Consider the following 19,820-nt stretch of genomic DNA (forward strand, 5'->3'; position numbering starts at 1 on the left):
AAATAATTTACGAACCGGACAGAGATAGAATGGTTCGCCCCATCTGTCAATTGTACATAGCTGTTACAGTGCTGTTACCTTTAATTTCTGGACGACTTTAAATAGATGTGCATTATGCCTGTAGATGAATTTTAATAACACCTGTTCAAGGGATCAATTTCCATGTTGAAAACAACATTTCGTGGCCTCGCTCTAGCTGGCGTTCTTGCTCTTTCTCTTCCCGCATATGCTGATAACCATAAAGAAGACCGTGTGGTTGCAACCGTAAACGGTGCCAACATCTTTTATTCAGAGCTGGTTGAAGCGCAAAAATCCATGGGCGGTCAGGCCCAAGCTATGCCATTGGAAATGATCCAGGGAATTTTGGTTAATTCAATTGCGGATCGCAAACTTGTGGCTGCTGCTGCGCGCATGCAAGGTGTTCATAAAACAGATAATTTCAAAAAACGCATGATGGGCATTGAAGAACATGTACTTCAGCGTGAATTCCTGACCAAATTTGCGGAAGCTAAAATGACGGATAAAGCCGTTAAGGCAGCTTATGACGAAATGATCAAAGGCTTTGAGCCGAAAAAGGAAGTTCATGCACGTCATATCCTTGTGAAAACACAAGAAGAAGCCGAAGCCCTGATTAAGGAGCTTAAAGGTGGTGCGGATTTTGTAGAACTTGCCAAAACAAAATCAACGGGTCCTTCTGGCCCCAATGGTGGTGACCTTGGTTTCTTTGGTCAAGGCATGATGGTGCCGGAATTTGAAAAGGCGGCCTTTGCTATGAAAGCAGGGGAGTTTTCCACAGAACCTGTAAAAACAAACTTTGGCTATCACGTGATCAAGGTTGAAGAATTCCGCAAATCAGAAGCACCAAAACTGGAAGAAGCTGAAGAGCAGATCAAAGGTAAAATTGCCAATGATGCGGTGACGGCTTATGTGGCTGAGTTGCGCAAAAAAGCAAAAATCAAACTGTTTGATGAAAACGGTAAAGAGATTAAAGAAGATAAATAAAATTTATTTTTCCTGTCTTTAAAAGGCAGGGGATTATGAGCTCCTGTTGATGCAGGGGCTCAGTTTTTTTCTGGATGAGACGACATGACTGATATTTCCCCTTTGGCCCCTGAAAAGTTCCCTGACGTTGACCCTGTTAAAGGTGTGCGTTTTGCCACGCGCGGTGTTGGGGTGAAATATGAAGGACGCACGGACCTGATGGTTGCTGAGCTTGCCCAAGGCAGCGCCATTGCGGGTGTCTTTACTCAGTCTTTAACTGCCTCTGCCCCGGTTGATGCGTGTCGTGAGGCTTTGGTATCTGGTAAGGGGCGTGCGCGTTGCATGATCGTTAATTCAGGCAATGCCAATGCTTTTAACGGAAAAAAAGGCATTGCCTCGGTTGAAAATATCGTCAAGGCTTCTGCTGATATCTTTGGCTGTGAAGAAGGCGAGATTTTCACCGCCTCAACAGGGGTGATTGGGGAAGCGTTGCCCGATGCTAAAATCACCGGGGCTTTGGCTGAGATGAAGGGCATGCTTGGCACCGCAAGCTTTGAAGATGCCGCCAAAGCGATCATGACGACCGATACCTATGCCAAAGCAGGCTCAAAAAAAGTCAAAATTGGCGATGTAGAGGTGACTATTTCCGGCATTGCCAAAGGCTCTGGCATGATTGCGCCGAACATGGCGACCATGTTGTCTTTTGTCTTTACGGATGCAGCTATCGCACCGGACGTGCTGCAAGGTCTTTTAAAAGAAGCAACTGATAAATCCTTTAATGCCATCACCGTTGATAGTGATACCTCGACCAGTGATACGGTTTTATTGGCGGCCACTGGCAAGGCGGGGAATGGCGAAATTACCAGTGTTGGCGATGCAAACTTGGGTGAGTTCAAGCAAGCCTTTGAGGCATTGATGATTGATCTGGCTCAACAGATTGTGCGCGATGGCGAAGGCGCGACCAAGTTTATCAGCATCAAGGTTAAAGGGGCTGAAACTGATGGGGCTGCCAAACGTATTGCGTTGGCGATTGCTAATTCTCCTTTGGTGAAAACAGCCATTGCCGGTGAAGATGCAAATTGGGGCCGCATCGTCATGGCGGTGGGTAAGGCCGGTGAAAAGGCTGATCGTGATAAGCTGCAAATCTCCATTGGCGGGGTTCTCATTGCAGGTGAGGGGGAAGCCGTGGAAGGTTATGATGAAGCCCCGGTTGCCGCCCATATGAAGGGTGATGAAATTGACGTTCTGGTCGATGTGGGGATTGCCTCAGGTGAAGCAACCGTGTGGACCTGTGATCTCACCCATGGCTATATCACCATTAATGCGGATTACCGCTCTTAAAAAATCTGAATAAAAGGGTCGTGAAAATGGATGCAGAAGATATGGGCTGTTATGGCCTGCAGGTGACAAAACCGGGTTTGAGAACTGTGTTTGTCTCTGCTGTTGCCATGGTTGATGCAGATGGCCGTGTTTTGATGGCTGAGCGCCCTGAAGGTAAATCCATGGCAGGCCTGTGGGAATTTCCCGGTGGCAAGGTTGAAGCAGGTGAAACACCAGAAGTCACCTTGGTGCGCGAACTTCATGAAGAGCTTGGCATTGATATCACCGAAAGCTGCTTGGCCCCTTTTACCTTTGCCTCTCATTCCTATGAGGATTTCCACTTGTTCATGCCGCTTTATTTATGCCGCGTGTGGAAGGGGGAACCCCATGGCAAGGAAGGCCAGAAGTTGAAATGGGTTTATCCTCATAAAATGGTCGACTTGCGCATGCCCGGTGCTGATGTGCCTCTTATTGCCATGTTGCGCGATTTTTTAGGCTAAGCAGAATGTCTCTCAACTAAGCATTAATGCTTAGTTTTTATATTCTCTTCTTTGGTGTATGCTTTTATTTAGAATGATTATTACTCTTGCCTTTTGAATAAAGCTTAAAATTTTATGTAAATTGAGATCATTCTATTGGAAATTGTGGAACGATTGTGTTAGCGTCTGCAAAAAATAATAAACTAAATAGTTTTACTTAGCTGTAGAAATGCCATGTTAACGAAGAATGATACTCTTGATTTAAGCCACGATAGTGACGCACAGGAACTGTTAAAACAGTGGTGCTCGCTTGGGGAAACCCAGAAAAAAGCCTTACTCGCCATGAGTAAGGAACTGCAAAAAGTGACAGACTTGTCTGAATCCAGTGTTCAGGGCATGACGGGTAAGTTTATTGAAATGCATAGTCTGGCGGAAAACCAGTCAAAACGCATGGAAGATTTTGCTTATGCTTCTTCAAAGATTACCATTGATGAAGAAGAAATCTCCATCTCAGAAGCTTTTTCAACGCTTGAAAAAAACCTGTCCATTGTGGTTGAGAAAATTTTGCAGCTTTCCCAGCACGGCATCAGCATGTCTTATACATTGCAGGACCTTGGCACCTATGTTGATGAAATTCATTCCTATATGAATGAAATTCAAAATATTACCAAGCAGACCAATTTTCTTGCCATTAATGCGAAGATTGAGGCTCAACGTGCGGGTGAAGCAGGCAGGGGCTTTAACGTGGTGGCTAACGAAGTACGCTTATTATCCCAATCCATTGATAAAATCTCCACCTCCATTAACAATAAAATGGGGCAGATTTTTGAAAGTGTGACCAAGAGCCAAACCTCCATGGAAGCGCTTACGACAATGGATATGACGGAGAACCTATTGGTGAAAGACCGTCTGGAAAAAATTTCAAGCGGCTTGATGGAAAAGAATGCCAGCATGGAACAGTTGTTAAATGTTTCTGCCCAAGAAACCCATCATTTTGCGGATAATATTAATCAGATCATCAAGGATATGCAGTTCCAAGATCGCGCAACGCAATCCATGTCAACGGTTATGGCAGCGCTTGAAATGAGCTCGCGCCTTATCGATAGCTATCAAGCAGGCACTTATAATGTGATTGAACCTCACCTTAATGCAAATGAAGGGGTGGAACGTGTAGCCGCCCTTGCTCGTGAAATGGACATTGGTGAGAAGAGAAGCCATTTCATTGATTATGCGTTTTCGGGACGATATGATGAGTATGCGGCCGAAAGGGTTGCACAAGAAGCACAGGCTGAAAATGCCGATGCATCTGAGGATGAAGAAGAAATCGAATTGTTTTAAGTTTTCCTGATGGGGTGGGGGAATTAACCCCTTGCATTGGGTAGATGAAAAGAGTAAACCTGCGCCCTTCACTTGGGTGGGGTTTATTCTGTCCAAGTTTAACCTGCTCCTTGAATTATATATACGGTGATGTCATGGCTGTTCGTTCTGCCAATATCAATGTGATGGCGAAGGCTGTTGAAGCGGCTGGTCGCGGTCTGGTTCGCGATTTCGGTGAATTGGAAAATCTGCAAGTTTCAAGAAAAGGTCCGGCTGACTTTGTAAGCACAGCTGACACCCGTACAGAAAAAATCTTGGTCAAAGAACTGACTAAGGCCCGCCCTGAAATTGGCTTTTTGCTTGAAGAAGGTGGCGAGATCAAAGGCGAAGATGAGACCAAACGCTGGATCATCGACCCGTTAGACGGCACAACAAACTTCCTGCACGGCATTCCGCATTTTGCCATTTCCATTGCGTTGGAAGAAAATGGCGAGATTGTTACCGCCATGATCTATAACCCGATTACAGATGAAAAATACTGGGCAGAAAAAGCTCAAGGCGCCTTTTTAAATGGTCGCCGCCTGCGTGTCTCAGGTCGTCGCACAATGGAAGATGCGATTTACGCCACAGGTATTCCGTTTCGCGGTCGTGGCGATCACGGTCGTTTCCTCAATGAACTTGAAGCCATCATGAAAGTTTCTGCAGGCGTGCGTCGTATGGGCGCGGCCTCACTTGATTTGGCTTTTGTGGCTGCTGGTCGTTTTGACGGTTTTTGGGAAACAGGCCTCCAGACGTGGGATATTGCGGCTGGTATTTTGATCGTTAAAGAAGCAGGCGGTTTTGTTTCAGAATTTGATGCACGTCAGAAAATGCTAAAATCAGGCAACGTTGTTGCGGGTAACGAATTTCAACATAACCTGATGTTGAAGACCTTCCGCGATGCGCGCAAACGCGGATAAAAAAATCCAGATTTGTTAAAAAAGACCCTGATCTTTGTGATTAGGGTCTTTTTTTTATCTTCAATGGTTGTTTGTCGGGCCAAGCTTGGGTATCTTGTTTGATAATTGAATCTACAGGTAATGGGAGCGCTCCTTCACAAAGGGGTTTTGGTTGATGGGTAAACTGGCTGGTTTTCGTAAAGTTCTTATGAGCACATCTGTTGGTGTCGGGCTCGTTATTGCAGCATCTGCACAGGCACAAACAGCGATGAATTATGATAACAATGTCATGGTTGATCTAAGTGTATTGGAAGATAATGGGGTAAACCCATCTCGCCGTGCAGCGCCAAGCAGCAGTCCTTTTTCTTATGCTAAGATGCCGCCCGCTGCCATGCCGCGCTCGACCCTACATGGCTTGCCACGTAGCATGGGCCAAGCTGCCCCAGCGATGGATGAACACAGATATGCCCCACAAGGAGTGCCAAAATCACGCCTTGTGTTGCGCAAACCTGATGTGCAGCCCGCAGCAAGACCTACCCTGCCAAGTGAACGCAATAAATCACTTGTGCTGACTAAACCTGCGCCTGCACCAACAAAACCTGTTGAAAGAAAAGTTGAAGTTGCCAAGGCAGCGCCTAAGCCAATGGTGAAGGTTGAACCAAAACCTGTTGTCGTTGAAAAGCCAGCTGTCGTGGCCCCGAGCCCTGCACCAGAACCAGTTAAAGAAGTTGTAAAGGTTGAGCCACCAAAGCCTGTTGCGGCTCCGGCCACACCTGTTGAAGTGACAAAAGCTGAGCCTGTGATGCCTGCTGCGCCAAAAGTGATGGAGAAAAAGGCTGAAGCACCTGCTGTGCCAGAACCAGCTCCGGCACCTGCAACAGTGATGGCCGAAGCACCACCACCACCGCCACCTTCTGCGGTTGAACCTAAAAAGGTTGAATCTAAAATGAAGGCAGCGCCTAAGCCAACAGCAACGGCAGCGCTACCGCCAAAATCAGAATCTTCTGTGCGGGTATCTTTCCAATCTGGTCAAAGTAAATTGCCCGCGAGCGCGCAAAGCAATTTGAAAGAAATGGCTGCAACCCTGTCTAAAAACCCGGATGACCGTGTGCAGTTGCTTGCTTACGCCGGTGGGGAAGAACTTTCTGCCAGTAAGGCACGCCGCCTGTCATTATCACGGGCATTGGCTGTGCGTTCTTACCTGATTAATCAGGGTGTTCGTAGCACACGCATTGATGTGCGCGCCTTGGGTAACAAAACAACAGAAGAGCCGTTTGACCGCGTGGATGTACAACTCACACCACGCTAATCTCACGAAATAAAAAATTGGTCAGGAGCCGCAGATGACCCGCCCCCAACGATATCTTTTTCGGATGGTTTTATTCCTTATTGCAGTGGGGGCAGCGGCATTTTTGCTGTTGGGTCAGCTACAGGAAGCTTTTTTTGCCAATCCGGCTTTAAATGGTCTCATCCTTGGTGTTTTGCTCATCGGGATTATGAACAGTTTTCGCCAAGTCTTCATGCTTAACCCTGAAGTGCGCTGGCTGGAAGAGTTTAAATCTGATCGCCCAACCACAAGCTCAGGCACCCAACCCCATCTTCTTGCGCCTATGGCAACCATGTTGCGTGAGCGCGAAGGAGGGGAATTTACCCTTTCGGCCCTGTCTACACGTTCCTTGCTCGATGGCATTGCCACGCGCCTTGAAGAACAGCGTGATCTGTCTCGCTATAATATCGGCTTGCTGATTTTCCTTGGCCTATTGGGCACCTTTTGGGGGTTGCTTGGTACGGTCAGCTCTGTCGGGGATGTGATTAGTAACCTGACCATTGGGTCGGGCGGGGACCTTGGTGTTGTCTTTAATGAGCTAAAACGCGGCCTTGAAGCCCCGATTGAGGGCATGGGCACGGCCTTTAGTTCTTCCCTTTTTGGTTTGGCGGGCTCGCTCGTTTTAGGTTTTCTTGATCTCCAGATGGGGCAATCACAAAACCGTTTTTATACGGACCTTGAAGACTGGCTTGCCAGCCAGACACGCCTTTCAAGCGGGGCTTTGTCCGATGCGGGTGGGGATCAATCGGTTCCGGCTTACGTGCAGGCCTTGTTGGAACAAACTGCTGACAGTCTTGATAAGCTGCAACGCACCATGACCAAAAGTGAAGAAAGCAAATCTGCTGCCAATTCACAATTTATGGAATTGACCTCTAAACTGGGCACGCTTAGTGACACCATGCGCACTGAACAGGCTTTGATGCAGAAATTGGCGGAAGGTCAACTTGCGCAAAAAGCTTTGCTGGATAAAATTGCTCATGGGGCAGGTGGGGGCGGGGCTGGCCTTGATGACACCAGCAAGGGCCATCTGCGCAATATTGATATTTATACCCAGCGACTTGTTGAAGATATGCAAGGCGGGCGTGAAGAAACCGTTTCCCAGATCAGGCAGGAAATCCGCCTGTTAGCGCGCACGATCGCAGCCAAGGACGCATAAAATGGCGCTTGGGCGACGCAGACGCATTCATCAAGATAATATCTGGCCCGGCTTTGTTGATGCCTTGGCGACCTTGTTGATGGTGATCATCTTCTTGTTGATGATCTTTGTCTTGGCCCAAGTTTTCTTAAGTGAAACCCTATCAGGGCGTGAAAATACCCTTGAAAAGCTCAGCACCGATATGGGGGAATTGACCGAGCTGTTAAACTTGGAGCGCAAGGCCAATAAGGATTTACGCTCCAACATGGCGGGCCTTTCAAGCGAGCTTCAAGCCTCAGTTAAAATGCGTGATGATTTTTCAGCACGGCTGAAATCCCTTGAAGATGAAAATGGTCGTATTGAGACCCAGCTCCAAGATGCATTTCAGATTATTGAAGCCGATAAAGAAACCATCGAGATGAAGCTGGCTGAACTTGCCAAGCTGCAAAATGATGCCGAGGCTTTAGAAGCTTTGCGCGATGAGTTGACCAAGCAGGTGAAAGAACAAGCCGCAAAGCTTGAAAGTAAAGATGGCAAGATTATTGAAGAGCGCAAACTGGCTGAGAGTGCCAAGGCACAACAGGCCTTGATGAACAAGCAACTGGCAGCTTTGCGCGAACAATTAGCGGCCATTCAAGAAACGCTGGAGAGCTCTGAAGCTTTAAATAAAGAGCAAAAGACGCAAATTCGCTCCCTTGGGAAACGGCTAAATGCGGCCCTTGCCACCAAGGTGCAGGAGCTTTCAAAATACCGCTCTGAATTCTTTGGGGAATTGCGCAAAGTATTGGGCAACCAATCAGGCATTCGCATTGTGGGGGACCGTTTTGTCTTTCAGTCGGAAGTTCTGTTTAATTCAGGCCGTGCCGTTCTTGAACCCGCAGGCCAGTTCCAACTTCAGCAATTAGCGCGCACCTTAAAAGACATTACCCATAAAATCCCCTCCAAGATTGAGTGGATTTTACGGGTGGATGGTCACACAGATAATATCCCTATTGCCACATCCAAATTCGCGTCAAACTGGGAGCTTTCAACCCAACGCGCTATTTCTGTTGTGAAAGAGCTGATTAAACAGGGTATCCCTGCAAATCGTCTGGCAGCAACAGGCTTTGGTGAGTTCCAGCCCCTTGATGACCGTGTGGATGAAATTGCGCGTCGACGCAATCGCCGGATTGAGTTGAAACTAACGCAACGTTAGAGAATTTTTGAGATTTGCCCTTATTCAGCCAAAATTGCTATGCATAAGGTACACATTCAGATAGAAAAGACGTTTCTAATTAAGGGGCCTAGCCAGCATGTTTGTTTTATTCTTAGTCGTGTTTATCGACCTTGTTGGTTTTGGGATCGTGATCCCGCTGTTGCCCTTTTTTGGTGAACATTTTCAGGCCTCCCCCGATGTTGTCACGCTTTTGCTCGCAACCTATTCCATCACGCAATTGATCTCAGCCCCGATTTTAGGGCGTTTGAGTGATCGTTATGGGCGTCGTCCTGTTTTGTTACTCTCACTTTTAGGCTCCATCATCACCTATGTGTGGCTTGGCTTTGCAGAAAGTCTGATGATGTTGTTTATCGCGCGTGCCTTTAATGGGTTAATGGCAGGCAATATTGCCACGGCATTTGCCTATATTGCCGATATCACAACCCCTGAAAACCGTGCCAAAGGTATGGGGGTGATCGGTGCGGCCTTTGGTTTGGGCTTTATTATGGGCCCGGCAATTGGTGGTATTTTAGCAGGCGATGATCCGGCAAATGCAAACTTCCAGCTGCCTGCATTATGCGCGGCTGTTTTATCAGCCATTGCCTTTATCGTGGCGGTGGTGAAGTTAAAAGAATCGCTTTCTGATGAAGTGCGCGCCAAAATCGCTGCACAAGGCCCACGCAAACATTGGAAATCTTTCTTTGAAACATTGACCCGCCCGCATTTGGGCCTGTTGATTATCCTCTCCTTTGTTTGCACCTTTGTCTTTGCGGGCATGGAAACCACCTTTGCCATGTGGACGCGGCGTGAATTCAACTGGGGGCCGGAGCAAAATGGCTATCTCTTTGCCTTTCTTGGGGTGGTGAGTGCGATGATCCAAGGTGGATTAATCGGTCGTCTATCGCGCAAATTTGGCGAAGGCAAGCTCGTGGTGGCAGGCACGTTATTCCTTGGCCTTGGTTTAGGGCTGATCCCGCTGAGTGAAAATACCATCATGCTGGCAGGTGCAACTATGATTTTAGCCATTGGCTTTGCTTTATCAACGCCTTCGCTTAATAGCCTGATTTCACTGGAAGCTGATGAAACAGAGCGCGGTGGCGTTATGGGTGCAAGCCGTTCTGCTGCCACACTGGCGCGTGTGCTTGGCCCGATCCTTGCCGGTGTGCTCTTTGCCCAGCTTGGGCGTGATGCGCCTTATTTTGCCGGTATGGTGATCATGCTGGGCGTTACAGTGGTTGCCTTTGTCAAGCTGAGCTCAAAACGCGCACCAAAGGCTGTTGAAGCGACAGACTAATAAGCCCGTCTGACTTCACCAACCGTTTTGCCCTTGCGGTTTTTAAGCTGGGTGGCATAAAGATCTTCAACGCCTGCTTTGATGAAATCATCTTTGCTCAGCACGCCTAAATCTTCCAGCACGGCTGTGAGGATATGTTCTGCCCCTCTAAAGGCGCCATCATCGCATTTAACCGCAATGCCAAGCCCTCTTTCAGGAACAAAGGCGGTAAAGACCCCTTCAGCCCCGATTTTCACAAAGACTTTGCCCTTAAAGGCCGTCATCAGTGTGGTGTCATAACGCTCTTTACCCGCCACCATATAAGGGTGGGCAAAAATCGCATGGGTGAGGCGTTTAACCGCACTGGCGCGTTCATTTGAAAAAGATTGCTCCGGTGTGGCGTATTTGGCAAAACCCCATGCAAGGTTTTTAAGCGGCAGCGCCCATGTGGGGATATCGCAGCCATCAATCCCCACGGGAGCATCATCCAGATTAACCTCACAGACCTCTTCCAAGGCAGCTTTAATAGCTTGCTGTAAAGGATGATCAATTTCGGTGTAGCCTTTTGGCGTGACCTTCATATGTTTTAAATAGGCCAGAAAACCTGAATGTTTACCTGAGCAGTTGTTATGAAGGGGGCTGGGTGTTTCACCTTCCATGGCAAGGGAGCGCCCCGCTTCCTCATTCATGGGCCAGTGAGACCCGCATTGCAGGAGCTCTTTGGTCAGGCCCATTTTATTGAGCATGGATTGCGCCACGCCTGTGTGTTGGACTTCACCACCGTGTGATGCACAAGAAAGGGCGATCTCTTCATCGCTAAAGTCAAAAGCATCAGCTGCGCCACATTCCATCATGGCAAGGGCTTGAATGGCCTTGATGCTGGAGCGTGGAAAAATGGGCAGATCAATATCACCTTGGCTGAGAATAACGTTGCCCGCATTGTCGCACACACAAAAAGCACCACGATGTTGGCTTTCTAGCGTATCACCACGGGTGACTTCGACCAGCACCGGGTTCATGACAGGGAGACTTTTAGCTCATCGCCAAGGCGGGCAAGAAAGTCAGCTTGGTCGCGCGTCCCTGTCCATGCACCTTCAACATAGGCGTAATGGCTCGCCCCGCTTTTAGGAGACGCCATCCAAATCTCGCGATTGATGGCATTTTTATTGATGATATAGACACCGCCTGCGTCAAATTCGATATTGAGAATCCCGTCTTGCAGGTCAATATCGGCAACGTCACCAATGGCTTCATCAAGCTCATCAAAGAGTTTTTCCAGCAGTTCATCGGCAAGTGTGTGGTATTGGCTTTCATCAAGCGGCATCGCAAAAAATCCCATAATGCTTTAAGTCTTTGATCGGATATAGCAACCTCACCCCTGTCTCACAAGGTGAATTACACAAAAATGCAAAGAATGCCCTTGCACAGTCGTTTCATTGTGGTTATATAGGCGCCTCGTTTTCCCGACAACTATGTCACCCCTTTGGTGTGACTATAAAGATTGAGACGAAAAAAATGCAAAAAGAAATTCACCCAGAATACCACACAATTACTGTTCAAATGACAGACGGTACAACTTTCGAAACACGCTCTACTTGGGGCAAAGAAGGTGACGTTATGAAACTGGACATCGATCCGAAATCTCACCCAGCTTGGACAGGTGTACACCGTCTGCTCGATTCTGGGGGCCAACTGGCGAAATTCAACAAACGTTTCTCTGGCTTCGGCATCAAATAAGGCGCGCGCAATTTTATTTGCGACCCTCTTTTGTCGGGAATGCTATGCTTGAATCTTAGGATTTAAGCGATTTATTTAAAGGCGATGGATCATTTTGGTCCATCGCCTTTAATTTTAGTTGAAGAGTGACCAAATCTTGCGCACACTCTAAGAAGTGGCGTATAAATTTCCAGATGAATAATATGAAGAATACAGATACACAACTGGTCGAAAAATCAGATCTCTCTTATGAAGAGATGCAGCAGCTTGCCTCCCATGGGAATATAGAAATTCGCTGTCAGTTGGCAGAGCGTCGTGATTTACGCCCTGAAATTCTTTATTTCCTTGCTGAAGATAGTGAAAAAGAGGTGCGCAGACGCATTGCGCTTAACCCAACGACTCCAAGGCAAGCCGATCTTCTTCTTGCGCGCGACCAAGATGAAAATGTCCGCCTTGATCTGACTGAGAAAATTGCCAAGCTTGCCCCTGATGTGAGTGCAGAAGAGCGCAATAAAATTAAATCACTGACTTATGATGCGTTGATGGTCCTTTCGCGCGACCAAGCCACCGTTGTGCGCCAGATTTTGGCTGAAACCCTAAAAGACGTTGCGGATGCCCCAGCAGACGTGATCATGCAACTTGCCAAAGATATGGAAGTGGTTGTCGCAGGGCCTGTGTTGCAGTTCTCCCCTGTTTTAAGTGATGATGATCTGTTGCAGATCATTTCTTCAAGCCATGCCAAGGGTGCCTTAAATGCGATTTCCAAGCGTGGTGGTGTTTCTGAGGTTATTTCAGATGCGTTGATTGCCACCAATGAAGAAAGTGCAATTGCGGACCTTTTAGCCAATGACAGTGCACAAATTCGTGAAGATGCTTTGGATTTATTGGCTGAGCGGGCGCAAGACATTCAAACATGGCACGCCCCTTTGGTCAGAAGGCCGCAATTAAGCACTAAAGCCGCCAAGCGTATGGCGCATTATCTGGCGAAAAACCTGTTGAGCGTTCTTGCTGAGCGTAAAGATTTACCTGCAGAGGTGATTTCCCTTATTCAGGTTGAAGTCTCAAAACGCATTGACGGGGAGGAAGCGGCTGAAGAAGAGGAAGCCGAGGCTGAAATTTCCCCTTATGATATTGCCAGAGAGATGATCTCTAAAGGTGAGCTCAATGAAGAGCAGATTATGGACTGGATGGATGAAGCCAACTGGCCTTATGTTTCTGCTGGTTTGGCTGTTCTTGCTGAAGTTAAAACCTCAACGGTTAAGAAAATTGTCTCTGCCCAAAGCGGGAAAGGTATGATGGCCTTGGCCTGGAAGGCTGACCTATCGCCAAACCTTGGTGAAAGCTTGCAGTTCAAGCTGGCAAAAATTCCTGTGAAGAACATTTTAAAAGCCGATAAAGACGGTGATTTTCCACTATCAGAAGATGAGCTAGCGTGGCATCTGGAATTATTTACCTCTTAAAAAAATGAATGCAGCCCCTTGCGCCTGAAAATAGGGCTGCCTAATTCTCCTTTCATAAGCAGGCTGGCAAAGATGCCGCAAAGCGGGTCTTAAAACACCACCTGTCTATATGCACCCGACCTTGCCCAATATGGGAAGGTCATTGTTTTTAACCATGTTGCTCAATGGAGAATATGGACATGCGTACTTTTGACTTAACACCCTTATTGCGTTCATCAGTTGGTTTTGATCGCCTTCAACACGCCCTTGAAACCGCACAGCGTGTAGACCATGCAGCCAATGCCTATCCACCTTATGATATTGAAGTCTCAGGTGAAGATTCTTATCGTATCTCACTGGCTGTTGCAGGTTTTGCACAAGATGATATTGAGATTACGGCCAATGAAAACAGCCTTGAAATCGCAGCTCTTGCTAAAACCGATGAGACTGAAGGTAAAGAATATCTCCATCGCGGTATCGCGCGTCGCGCGTTTGAGCGCCGCTTTGAGCTGGCAGACCATGTAAAGGTGGTTGGTGCCAGTATGGAAAATGGTTTGCTCAACGTCGATCTGGTTCGCGAAATCCCCCAAAGCTTAAAGCCGCGAAAGATCGAAATTTCAACACAGACAACCCCAACACTGGAAAATAAAGATGCGGCATAAAGCCCGTATCAGCTGAACTCCCCTCCTTTCTAGTGTAACTTGGCGCATTGCTTGTCCGGCAGTGCGCCATTTTTTTATTTCTTGTCCATATGGTCAGCTTGGTGATAGTGTTTGAAATCGGTGCTATCAATGAAGGAGCCCTTGGCCCAATGCGTATCGATACGGAAGTCAAACTAGACTATAAAAATGTTCTTATCAGACCCAAACGTTCTTACCTGCATTCACGCTCAGAAGTGGATATGAACAGGGAGTTTCGCTTTCCCCATGCGCCTTATGTCTGGAAAGGCGTGCCGATCATTGCCGCCAATATGGATACGGTTGGCACCTTTAAAATGGCAAAAGTCTTGGCAGAACAGGGTGCGATGACAGCGCTACATAAGTTTTATGGCCTTGAAGATTATGAGGCTTTTGTGAAGGCTCAACGTTCTGTTGAGGCGGAAAATATCCCGCTTGAACCTGAGCTCGGTTTAAATGCATGGAACAGCACCTTCTTTTCTTTTGGCATTACCGAAAAAGACAGTTACAAGCTTGATGCGGTGATGAAAATTGCTCAGATGCGCCCCGAAGGCGAGCCTGTGTTCATCTGTCTGGATGTGGCAAATGGCTATAGCGAGCGTTTTGCCCGCATTGTGGAGAAAATCAGAAAGAAACATGCCAATACGGTCATTATGGCGGGCAATGTTGTCACTGGTGAAATGACCGAAGAATTGATCCTATCAGGTGCTGATATCGTTAAAGTGGGCATTGGCCCCGGGTCTGTTTGCACCACGCGTAAAATGACGGGGGTGGGCTTTCCCCAACTTTCAGCGGTGATTGAATGTGCAGATGCTGCCCATGGCTTAAAAGGGCTGGTGTGCGCGGATGGCGGCTGTACGGTTGCAGGTGATGTGGCAAAAGCTTTTGCAGCGGGTGCTGATTTTGTCATGCTCGGTGGGATGCTTGCGGGCCATGACGAAAGTGAAGGCACGGTGCAGACGCGACGTTTTTTAACTCACGAGCTTGATGAAAATGACAAGCAGGTGGTTAAGGAAGAAAAATATGTCGAATTTTATGGCATGTCTTCAGATACAGCCATGAACAAACATTATGGTGGCGTGGCAAAATATCGCGCCAGTGAAGGTAAGCGCGTGGAAATTCCCTATCGCGGCCCTGTTGAAGGCACGATCATGGAAATCCTTGGCGGGGTGCGCTCCACTTGCACTTATGTCGGTGCACAAAGCTTAAAAGAACTGTCAAAACGCACCACTTTTGTCATGGTGTCACAGCAAATTAACGAGGTCTTTGGCAAAAGCTAAACGGTTTATCGCTGGGGCCATTTAACGTGATGGGCATCGATGACAAAGGGGTGGGCGTGGCGCACTTCTTTGTGGCGATGCTCATGCACATGGGGTTCAGGCCCCTCCCAACCTTCATGATCATGCTCATGGTGATGATCATTATGGTGATGCGGGTGATCGTGATGTTGGGCTGCATGGGTATGTTCTACCACCACTGGATCGTTCGTTGGCCAAAGCTTTAAGGCCCAAAGGGTGAGGAGAGAGGCACAGCAGGCAAGAATTGAAAAGGTTTGTGAAAGCCCAAGCGTAGCCCCCAGCCAACCTGCCAGCACATAGCCCATAAACCAGCCGCCATGAGACAGCGCAAAATTGGCACTAAAATAAGCGGCACGATCCCCAGAGCTTGCTGAGCGGTTAACAACCCGCGCTGCTGGTGTTTGAATGAGCGACCAGCCCGCGCCAAGCAAGAACCAGATGATTAAAACCCCTGTCAGGCTAGGTAGTAGCATCCCCCATAATAGGGCTGAGGCAATAAGACTGCCGCCCAAGATCATCATGGGACGATCAGGTAATGTTTTAAGCAGGCGTGGCAAGATAAGCGCGATGATCATGGAGCCTGCACCCGAGGCCATCATCACAAAGGCGGTTTCACTTTCACCAAGGCCTAAATGGCTGCGCACATAGACAACCGTATTGACAATCACCATGGCCCCACCACAGGCCACCGCACCATGTAAGGCCAAAAGGCCGCGCAGGCGTGGGGTTTTTAGATAAGCCTTAATCCCAAAACTAACGTTTTTCCAGATGGAGCTTTCGCGCTCAGCCATCTCTGCCTTGGGTAAGGTGGTGATCAGCACAAGAAGGGCTGACAGTATGAAGGTCACGCCATTGAGCATAAAGAGACTGTCAAAAGACCAAAGGGTCAAAAGCAGGGCCGCAAGCGTTGGGCTAAGCATATTTTCCAGATCATAAGCCAGACGGGAATAGGACAGCGCCTTGGTATAGCGCTCTTCATTGGGCAAAATATCGGGAATGGTGGATTGAAACAGCGGCGTAAAACAGGCTGAACAAACGTTCAGTAAAAAGATCACCGCGTATAATTCAACAGGGGTGCTTAAAAACGGCAAGGTCAGGATTAATCCGGCGCGGATCACATCTAAAATAAATAAGCTGGCTTTTCTGGGCAGCAGATGGGCAAAGCCCCCTGCAATGGGCGCAACAAACACATAAGCCACCATCTTGATGGCAAGCGCGGTTCCTAAAACCTGTCCGGCATCCTCACCTGCCATGTCAAAAGCCAATAATGCAAGGGCAATGGTGGTTAGCCCGGTGCCCAGCAAAGAGGTCACCTGTGCGAAAAACAGGTTTCGATAGCTGGGGTTTTTAAGCGGTGAGGCAACAGATTGGGTCATGCGATTGATTTTAAACGATCCTATTTATAATAGAAGGTTCTTTTCTTCTTATTCATACGATAAGCTAAATCTAGGTTCGTACAAAATAGATTACATGATGCAGTTTTTATTCGCCCTTTCCTTTGCCTTGATGGTTGCCGCCTCCTTATTTATCGGGAATGCTTTATCTGGGGGCTATGCGCCTTATATGGGGTTTGGCGCATCAGCCCTTTTGCTCCTAGCCCTTTTTATGCCCTTTATGAGTGAATATAATGTGCTCCATCGTGGCTTTTCAAAGATCGGTGATAATTTTAAAACACTGATGAAAAGTGAAACACATGAAAAAGGCGATGTGGAGATTTTGGTGCCGGGCCAATCCCATGCCCTTGAAGAAGCAATAGCTATTGAGAAAAAGCAAAAACTGCCTGTGGGCATGATGGTGATCGTGGTGCTTTCCATTATTTTACTGGGCGCAGATGCGGTGAATTTTTATCTTTTGGGTGATGGCTTAAAAACCGATACAGGCCCAATCAGCAATTTTTAACCAGCTCATTTGCAATTTGTGCAGCCAATGTTGCATTGTTTTTAAGTAAAGCAATATTGCTGGCTTTACTTTGCCCCTCACTTAATTCACCAAGTTTTGCCAGCAGGTAAGGGGTAACGTCTCGCCCGGTGACACTCATTTCACTTAAGGCCTGAGAGATCAGACCTTCGACCTCTTCTTTGGCAAATTCATCCTCAAGCTTAATGGGGTTGGCAATGAGAACGCCGCCTTTAAAGTGTAGCGCATCGGGCCAGCGGGCTAAATTCCATTTATGGATAAGTAGATTCGCAATGTCAGAGACTTTATCAAGGCGCGCTGAGGGGGAAAGCCCGCTGTTGCGATAATAAAAAGCAGGAAATTCATCACAGCCATAAGAAATGGTCGGCACACCCTTGGTTTCCAGCACTTCGAGTGTTTTGGGGATATCCAGCACCGCCTTGGCCCCGGCACAAACCACACAGACAGAGGTGTTGGCAAGTTCTTCAAGGTCTGCTGAGATATCAAATGTGCTTTCAGCCCCGCGATGCACCCCGCCAATGCCGCCTGTGGCAAAGATGCGTATATCTGCTTCATGGGCAATCATCATGGTGGTGGCAACTGTGGTTCCGCCATTTTTTTGAATGGACATGGCTAAAGGCAGGTCGCGTCGGCTCAGCTTTAAGGCTTGCTCGTCTTTTGCCAGTTTTTCTAATTGCTCAGCACTTAAACCTACATGGATTTGCCCCTCCAAAACCGCAATGGTGGCCGCAACCGCGCCTTCATCGCGCACGCAGGCTTCAAGAGCTTGGGCGGTGGCGAGATTATCAGGATAGGGCAAGCCATGGGTGATCACCGTGCTTTCAAGGGCGACAACGCCTTGGCGTTGTGAAAAAGCATTTCGAACTTCTTGGCTGATGGTGATGCGGCGGCTCGTTGGCTTGATCATCTGCTTTCTGTGCCTTTCAATGGTGATTTAAGCTTGCGTCAATTGCATTCCTAAGGGATGTTATAACAAATTATGGCGCTAAGGTGGGTTTGATGATTTCGTTACATTTTAAAGGTTTGTTTTTAGGGGCTTGTGGATTGCTGTTAAGCGCATGTGCGTATCAGCCAACACCACAAGAAGTCTCTAAATTGCGTGAAATGCCACAGCTTAGCTATATTCCAAATTCGGTCTATTATGTGGGCTCAACTGGCCCTGAGCGCGAAGCAGCTTACCGTATGGATGAAGATGCCTATAAGGTTGGGGTGACGCGTGTGCAAAAATGGTATGAGTATGAATTACCGCGCGAACAGGTGCGTTCACGCAAATTCTTTATCACCACCACGCCCATTACCAATTATCAATATGGTGCTTTTATTCGTGAAACTCACCGCGAAGCCCCCAATGTGGATGTGGTGGATTGGGAAAGCTACGGCTTAAATCAGTCTTTTGAAGTAACACGCAAATATGCATGGGGGCCACAAGGCTATGGGGCAGGACGCGATGATCATCCGGTTGTTCTGGTTGATCTTGATGATGCCAAGGCCTATGCCCGCTGGCTGAGCCAAAAAACGGGTAAATACTGGCGCTTACCAACAGAGCGCGAATGGGAACTTGCCGCACGCGGTCTTGATGGGCGCGCGTATCCTTGGGGCAATAGCTTTAATCCAGCAAAAGCCAACACAGCAGACCTTGGCCCGCATGATACATTGCCTGTTGGGTCTTTTCCCCGTGGGGCCAGCCCATTTGGGGTGCTTGATATGGCAGGTCAGGTCTATGAATGGACAACAACACCGGGCGAAAAGGGCCGTATCACGGTTAAAGGCGGGGCATGGGATGACCGTGGCTGTGGGGTCTGTCGCGCGGCAGCACGTCACCATCGACGCCCGGATATGAAACATATTCTTATTGGTTTTCGCCTTGTGCAGGAAATCGAAAATTAATCAATTTTACGACTGAATAAAAGAAAGAGAAAGACATGGCCTTTTTGAAACTGGGCATTCCAAAGGGAAGTTTGGAAGACGCCACCATTGAATTGTTTGAACAAGCCGGTTGGAGCATCAAGAAACGCGCGCGTAACTATTTCCCCGTAATTGATGATGACGATATCGAATGTTCGCTTGTGCGTTCCCAAGAAATGTCGCGCTATATCGAAGATGATGTTCTTGATGTGGGCTTATGCGGCCTTGATTGGGTACAGGAAAATAATTCTGATGTGGAAGTGGTCTCTGACCTGATTTATTCCAAAGTGTCAGACAAGCCTGCACGCTGGGTGTTGGTTGTGGATAAAGACTCGCCCATTCAATCGGTGAAAGACCTTGATGGCAAGCGCGTGGCAACAGAGCTGGTTGGTTTTACCAAACGCTACCTTGCTGAAAATGGTGTGAAAGCCGATGTAGAGTTTTCATGGGGCGCGACAGAAGCCAAGGTGATCCAAGGTTTGGCGGATGCAGTTGTGGAAATCACTGAAACAGGCACAACCATTAAAGCCAATGGCCTACGCATTGTTGAAGAATTGATGCAGACCCATACGGTCTTGATTGCCAATAAAGCAGCCTTAAAAGACCCACAGAAAAAGGCAAAGATTGAGCAGGTTGCCTTGATGTTGCAAGCCGCTTTATCTGCGCGCCATAAAGTCTTGTTGAAGATGAATGCGCCGGATAACAATCTGGATGAAATTATCAAGATGTTGCCAAGCTTACATGCCCCAACGGTTAATGCGCTGTCGGACCAAAACTGGCATGCTGTTGAAACAGTTGTGAATAAAAAAGAAACACGTGATCTTATTCCACAATTGAAAGCTGCAGGGGCCGAAGGTATTTTGGAGTTACCTTTATTGAAAGTCTGCTAAGCCTCTTAAAAAT

Annotated in this window: 20 protein-coding genes; 16 read left to right on the plus strand and 4 right to left on the minus strand. The window is 47.8% G+C overall.

Going from position 1 to position 19,820, the window contains the following annotated elements; translation table 11 throughout:
• The first annotated feature begins 162 nt into the window (after positions 1-162).
• The 9 genes from MTBPR1_RS18300 to MTBPR1_RS09860 all read left to right on the plus strand — a co-directional run bounded on the left by MTBPR1_RS18300 (position 163) and on the right by MTBPR1_RS09860 (position 9,986).
• The gene (locus MTBPR1_RS18300; RefSeq protein WP_069188837.1) at positions 163-1,002 is read left to right on the plus strand and encodes a foldase protein PrsA; all 840 of its coding nucleotides are present in this window, start codon (positions 163-165) and stop codon (positions 1,000-1,002) included.
• A gap of 84 nt (positions 1,003-1,086) precedes the next feature.
• Positions 1,087-2,322 (plus strand): bifunctional glutamate N-acetyltransferase/amino-acid acetyltransferase ArgJ, encoded by a 1,236-nt coding sequence (argJ, locus tag MTBPR1_RS09825; protein WP_069188838.1) that lies wholly within the window; start codon positions 1,087-1,089, stop codon positions 2,320-2,322.
• Between the two features lie 26 nt (positions 2,323-2,348).
• On the plus strand, positions 2,349-2,801 hold the full coding sequence (mutT, locus tag MTBPR1_RS09830; protein ID WP_205631232.1) for an 8-oxo-dGTP diphosphatase MutT: 453 nt from the start codon (positions 2,349-2,351) through the stop codon (positions 2,799-2,801).
• 213 nt (positions 2,802-3,014) lie between these two features.
• The gene (locus MTBPR1_RS09835) at positions 3,015-4,118 is read left to right on the plus strand and encodes a methyl-accepting chemotaxis protein (protein WP_069188839.1); all 1,104 of its coding nucleotides are present in this window, start codon (positions 3,015-3,017) and stop codon (positions 4,116-4,118) included.
• A 134-nt stretch (positions 4,119-4,252) separates the two neighbouring features.
• Positions 4,253-5,056, plus strand: coding sequence for an inositol monophosphatase family protein (locus MTBPR1_RS09840; RefSeq protein WP_069189031.1), 804 nt, complete (start codon positions 4,253-4,255; stop codon positions 5,054-5,056).
• A 154-nt stretch (positions 5,057-5,210) separates the two neighbouring features.
• Complete coding sequence (locus MTBPR1_RS09845) at positions 5,211-6,344, plus strand: OmpA family protein (RefSeq protein ID WP_069188840.1); 1,134 nt, start codon at positions 5,211-5,213, stop codon at positions 6,342-6,344.
• Positions 6,345-6,378: 34 nt separating this feature from the next.
• Complete coding sequence (locus MTBPR1_RS09850) at positions 6,379-7,518, plus strand: flagellar motor protein MotA (RefSeq protein ID WP_069188841.1); 1,140 nt, start codon at positions 6,379-6,381, stop codon at positions 7,516-7,518.
• A 1-nt stretch (position 7,519) separates the two neighbouring features.
• A complete protein-coding gene (locus tag MTBPR1_RS09855; RefSeq protein WP_069188842.1) occupies positions 7,520-8,692 on the plus strand; it encodes a peptidoglycan -binding protein in 1,173 nt (390 codons plus the stop codon).
• A 97-nt stretch (positions 8,693-8,789) separates the two neighbouring features.
• Positions 8,790-9,986 carry an MFS transporter gene (locus tag MTBPR1_RS09860; protein ID WP_069188843.1) on the plus strand — a complete coding sequence of 399 codons (1,197 nt, stop codon included), beginning with the start codon at positions 8,790-8,792 and terminating at the stop codon, positions 9,984-9,986.
• Here MTBPR1_RS09860 and MTBPR1_RS09865 read toward each other — a convergent pair.
• Positions 9,983-10,984, minus strand: coding sequence for an asparaginase (locus MTBPR1_RS09865; protein ID WP_069188844.1), 1,002 nt, complete (start codon positions 10,982-10,984; stop codon positions 9,983-9,985). The genes MTBPR1_RS09860 and MTBPR1_RS09865 overlap by 4 nt on opposite strands.
• Entirely contained in the window at positions 10,981-11,304 is a 324-nt protein-coding gene (gene cyaY / locus MTBPR1_RS09870; protein WP_126465155.1) for an iron donor protein CyaY, read from the minus strand. The genes MTBPR1_RS09865 and cyaY overlap by 4 nt, the downstream gene beginning before the upstream one ends.
• Positions 11,305-11,480: 176 nt before the next feature.
• On the opposite strand from cyaY, the gene rpmE reads away from it, so the two are divergent.
• The 4 genes from rpmE to MTBPR1_RS09890 all read left to right on the plus strand — a co-directional run bounded on the left by rpmE (position 11,481) and on the right by MTBPR1_RS09890 (position 15,077).
• A complete protein-coding gene (gene rpmE, locus MTBPR1_RS09875; protein ID WP_069188846.1) occupies positions 11,481-11,702 on the plus strand; it encodes a 50S ribosomal protein L31 in 222 nt (73 codons plus the stop codon).
• 182 nt (positions 11,703-11,884) lie between these two features.
• A complete protein-coding gene (locus MTBPR1_RS09880) occupies positions 11,885-13,141 on the plus strand; it encodes a DUF2336 domain-containing protein (protein ID WP_069189032.1) in 1,257 nt (418 codons plus the stop codon).
• A gap of 179 nt (positions 13,142-13,320) precedes the next feature.
• Positions 13,321-13,782, plus strand: a complete 462-nt coding sequence (locus tag MTBPR1_RS09885) for an Hsp20 family protein (protein ID WP_069189033.1) — start codon at positions 13,321-13,323, stop codon at positions 13,780-13,782.
• A gap of 149 nt (positions 13,783-13,931) precedes the next feature.
• Positions 13,932-15,077 (plus strand): GMP reductase, encoded by a 1,146-nt coding sequence (locus MTBPR1_RS09890; RefSeq protein ID WP_069189034.1) that lies wholly within the window; start codon positions 13,932-13,934, stop codon positions 15,075-15,077.
• Between the two features lie 5 nt (positions 15,078-15,082).
• Here the strand turns inward: MTBPR1_RS09890 and MTBPR1_RS09895 are convergent, their stop codons facing one another.
• A complete protein-coding gene (locus MTBPR1_RS09895) occupies positions 15,083-16,471 on the minus strand; it encodes an MFS transporter (RefSeq protein WP_069188847.1) in 1,389 nt (462 codons plus the stop codon).
• Positions 16,472-16,565: 94 nt separating this feature from the next.
• Between MTBPR1_RS09895 and MTBPR1_RS09900 the strand changes: the two genes are divergently transcribed.
• Positions 16,566-16,994: a hypothetical protein gene (locus MTBPR1_RS09900; protein ID WP_126465157.1), complete on the plus strand. Its 429-nt coding sequence runs from the start codon at positions 16,566-16,568 to the stop codon at positions 16,992-16,994.
• Here MTBPR1_RS09900 and MTBPR1_RS09905 read toward each other — a convergent pair.
• Positions 16,981-17,919 carry a pseudouridine-5'-phosphate glycosidase gene (locus tag MTBPR1_RS09905; RefSeq protein ID WP_069188849.1) on the minus strand — a complete coding sequence of 313 codons (939 nt, stop codon included), beginning with the start codon at positions 17,917-17,919 and terminating at the stop codon, positions 16,981-16,983. The two genes, MTBPR1_RS09900 and MTBPR1_RS09905, sit on opposite strands and share 14 nt — an antisense overlap.
• A 92-nt stretch (positions 17,920-18,011) precedes the next feature.
• Here MTBPR1_RS09905 and MTBPR1_RS09910 point away from each other — a divergent pair, with 92 nt between their 5' ends.
• Positions 18,012-18,899 (plus strand): formylglycine-generating enzyme family protein, encoded by an 888-nt coding sequence (locus MTBPR1_RS09910; RefSeq protein ID WP_126465159.1) that lies wholly within the window; start codon positions 18,012-18,014, stop codon positions 18,897-18,899.
• Between the two features lie 35 nt (positions 18,900-18,934).
• The gene (hisG, locus tag MTBPR1_RS09915) at positions 18,935-19,807 is read left to right on the plus strand and encodes an ATP phosphoribosyltransferase (protein WP_069188851.1); all 873 of its coding nucleotides are present in this window, start codon (positions 18,935-18,937) and stop codon (positions 19,805-19,807) included.
• Positions 19,808-19,820: the final 13 nt, after the last annotated feature.

The sequence above is a fragment of the Candidatus Terasakiella magnetica genome (assembly GCF_900093605.1).
Taxonomy (GTDB): domain Bacteria; phylum Pseudomonadota; class Alphaproteobacteria; order Rhodospirillales; family Terasakiellaceae; genus Terasakiella; species Terasakiella magnetica.